This window comes from Ruminococcus sp., from assembly GCF_016283395.1.
Genome location: NZ_JAEEMU010000019.1, coordinates 1 through 2781, shown reverse-complemented (window position 1 = coordinate 2781; position 2781 = coordinate 1). Strand labels below are relative to the sequence as shown.

At 46.0% G+C, this 2781-nt stretch carries 4 protein-coding genes; 2 read left to right on the top strand and 2 right to left on the bottom strand.

Going from position 1 to position 2781, the window contains the following annotated elements; genetic code table 11:
* Positions 1–117: 117 nt before the first annotated feature.
* Positions 118–387, top strand: coding sequence for an acylphosphatase (locus tag QZZ41_RS00410; RefSeq protein ID WP_295066637.1), 270 nt, complete (start codon positions 118–120; stop codon positions 385–387).
* Between the two features lie 11 nt (positions 388–398).
* Positions 399–1502 (top strand): flavodoxin, encoded by a 1104-nt coding sequence (locus tag QZZ41_RS00405; RefSeq protein WP_295066634.1) that lies wholly within the window; start codon positions 399–401, stop codon positions 1500–1502.
* A gap of 138 nt (positions 1503–1640) precedes the next feature.
* Here QZZ41_RS00405 and panD read toward each other — a convergent pair whose 3' ends face one another.
* Both panD and panC read right to left on the bottom strand, forming a co-directional pair.
* On the bottom strand, positions 1641–2024 hold the full coding sequence (panD, locus tag QZZ41_RS00400; protein ID WP_295066632.1) for an aspartate 1-decarboxylase: 384 nt from the start codon (positions 2022–2024) through the stop codon (positions 1641–1643).
* 10 nt (positions 2025–2034) lie between these two features.
* Positions 2035–2781, bottom strand: a 747-nt coding sequence (gene panC, locus QZZ41_RS00395) for a pantoate--beta-alanine ligase (RefSeq protein WP_295066630.1), incomplete at its 5' end; no start/stop codon positions are given.

Below are 2781 nucleotides of genomic sequence, written 5' to 3'. Positions count from 1 at the left end.
TAAATTATACCACGATAGACCGTAAAAGTAAAGAACTGCGCTGTTGTTCATTTTCTCTGCTTGACTGCATAAAAACTATGCTGTATAATATTATAAAAAGTGTTCAGGAGTGAAAAAATGGAAAAGGTAAGAAAGCATCTGATCTTTTACGGATATGTGCAGGGAGTGGGATTCCGCTGGAAGGCAAGCCATACAGCCCGCAGATTAGGCATTTCGGGCTGGGTGAGAAATCTCCCTGACGGCTCTGTTGAAATGGAAGCAGAGGGAACTGAGCGCGATATTGCAGACCTTATCGAAGCTCTCGAAAATCATTCATGGGGAAGCATTGAAAGCATAGACGAAAAAAATATCCCCATACACGGGGATTACAGCTTTGATGTTGTATAGGAGTGATGTAAGTGGATAAAGCAAAAACTAAAAAAACAGTCGGAATAATTGTGGATATAGCCATGTATGGACTGCTTCTTGCGCAAATGCTGTACGTATTTACGGGAAATACAGTTCATGAAGTGCTTGGAATAGGCTTTTTTGTGTGTCTTGCAGTACACATCATCATAAAGCGAAAATGGTACGCAACGCTGTTTAACGGCTCGAAAAAGCCTGTACCGCGAAAGATATTCAACATCTCAACAGTATTGCTCATGATTTGCAGCATTGTTCTCATGGTCAGCAGCATGGGCGTTTCAAGGCTTGTTTTTCCGTGGTTCAGAGCCTTGGGAAGCAGTGACCTGCATAAATATCTTGCCACAGCTGTGCTGGCACTGTCCGTATTTCACGGCGGTATGCGCGGCTATATCAGGACGAAGAAAAAGAAAAAAGCAGGCATTTTTATCGCTCTTGGAACTATAGCTGCCATTGCTGTGGGACTTGCCCTTGTGCCCTATCTCAACCGCCATTTCAAGGTAGTGGATATAAGCCTCAATGATGCGGTAAGCGGCGAAAAAGTACAGCTCAGCGAAAAGCCGCTCGTTGTGTATTTCACAAGGGTTGGCAATACGGATTTTGATGAAGATGTGGACGCTGTTTCGGGAGCTTCTCTGCTGATTGCAGACGGTGAGCTTATGGGCAGCAATCAGCTGCTTGCTGAGATGATAAAAAATGCGGCAGATTGCGAAACTAAGGCGATAACGGTGACAGGGACGAAGTACCCGTCAAGCTACGGCAGTACAGTAACAGTGTCATTAAAGGAGCTTAGCAATGACGCTCGTCCTGAAATAGAGCCTATTGACATAAGCGGCTATAATTCGGTGATACTGATTTATCCGCTATGGTGCGGCACAGTTCCAATGCCTGTGGCTACATTCCTCGAGAACAGCGATCTCAGCGGAAAGAAGCTTTATCTTATAGCAACTCAGGGCAGCAGCGGCTTCGGAAGCAGTACCAGGGATATACGTAAAATGGCTAAAGGCGCGGATGTTGAAGAGGTCATGAGCATTTACTGCGATGATATCCCGTATTCAATGGAACGTCTTGTAAAATGGCTGAAAGAAGCCTTTAACTAATTGTAAGTGCGTTAATGTTACTTGCTGCTCTTTTCGGGCGAGCGGAACTCGCCCCTACAGTGCGTCCTGAAAACTAAGCACTAATCACTAAAATATAATGAAAAAGCCCCGAACATTGTTCGGGGCTGAATTTGTATATTACATTAAAACGCCGTGCTTTTCGTAGTCTGCAACCTTGATTATCTCATTATTGTCGCCTACAAAAACTACCTTCGGACGATGAGCCTTTATTTCTTCGGGAGTCATTGCTGCGTATGCCATGATGATAACATGGTCGCCTTTCTGTCCTGCACGGGCTGCTGCTCCGTTGAGACAGATAACTCCGCTTCCGCGTTCACCTGCGATGACATAAGTCTCGATACGGCTGCCGCTGTTGACATTAACTACGTGAACGTGCTCGTATTCGTAAAGTCCCGAAGCTTCCATAAGCTCCTCGTCAATAGTTATGCTGCCGACGTAGTTGAGTTCAGCCTGAGTTATGACAGCGCGGTGTATCTTGCTTTTGAGCATTGATATTTCCATTGCTGCCTCCTTATACGTCTTCGGTGAAGAAGTTGTCGATAAGGCGAGTTTTGCCGATATATACAGCAATTGCGCAGAGTGCGGGACGGTCGAGAGTCTTTATCTGCTGCATTGTTGCGCAGTCAACTATCTTTACGTAATCGATGCGTGAAAGAGGTTCAGCTTCGATGTGCTTTTTCATAGCAGCTATGATCGCAGAGCAGTCTTTTTCGCCGCTGTTTACCATATCCATGCCGAGAAATATTGACTGTGAAAGTACAAGGGCTGCCTTTCTTTCAGCTTCATTAAGATATGTATTGCGTGAACTCTTTGCAAGTCCGTCAGATTCGCGGACGATAGGACAGCCGATTATCTCGATGTCCATATTAAGGTCGTCAACCATGTGGCGGATAACTGCAAGCTGCTGAGCGTCTTTCTTGCCGAAGTAGGCTCTGTCAGGCTTTACTATATTGAAAAGCTTTGATACGACTGTGCATACGCCTCTGAAATGTACAGGGCGGCTGAGTCCGCAAAGCTCCTGTGTGAGAACTGTCATGTCCACGAATGAGGAGAAGCCCTCATGGTACATTTCCTCAGGCTCGGGATTGAAGATAAGGTCGCCGCCGTGAGCTTCGACCAGCTTTGCATCGTGTTCGATATCACGGGGATAGCTTTCGAGGTCCTCAGTTGGACCGAACTGCATGGGATTTACGAAATCAGATACGACTGTCCTGTCATTGTCTCTGTGGGAAGCGTCGATAAGACTTGCGTGTCCCTC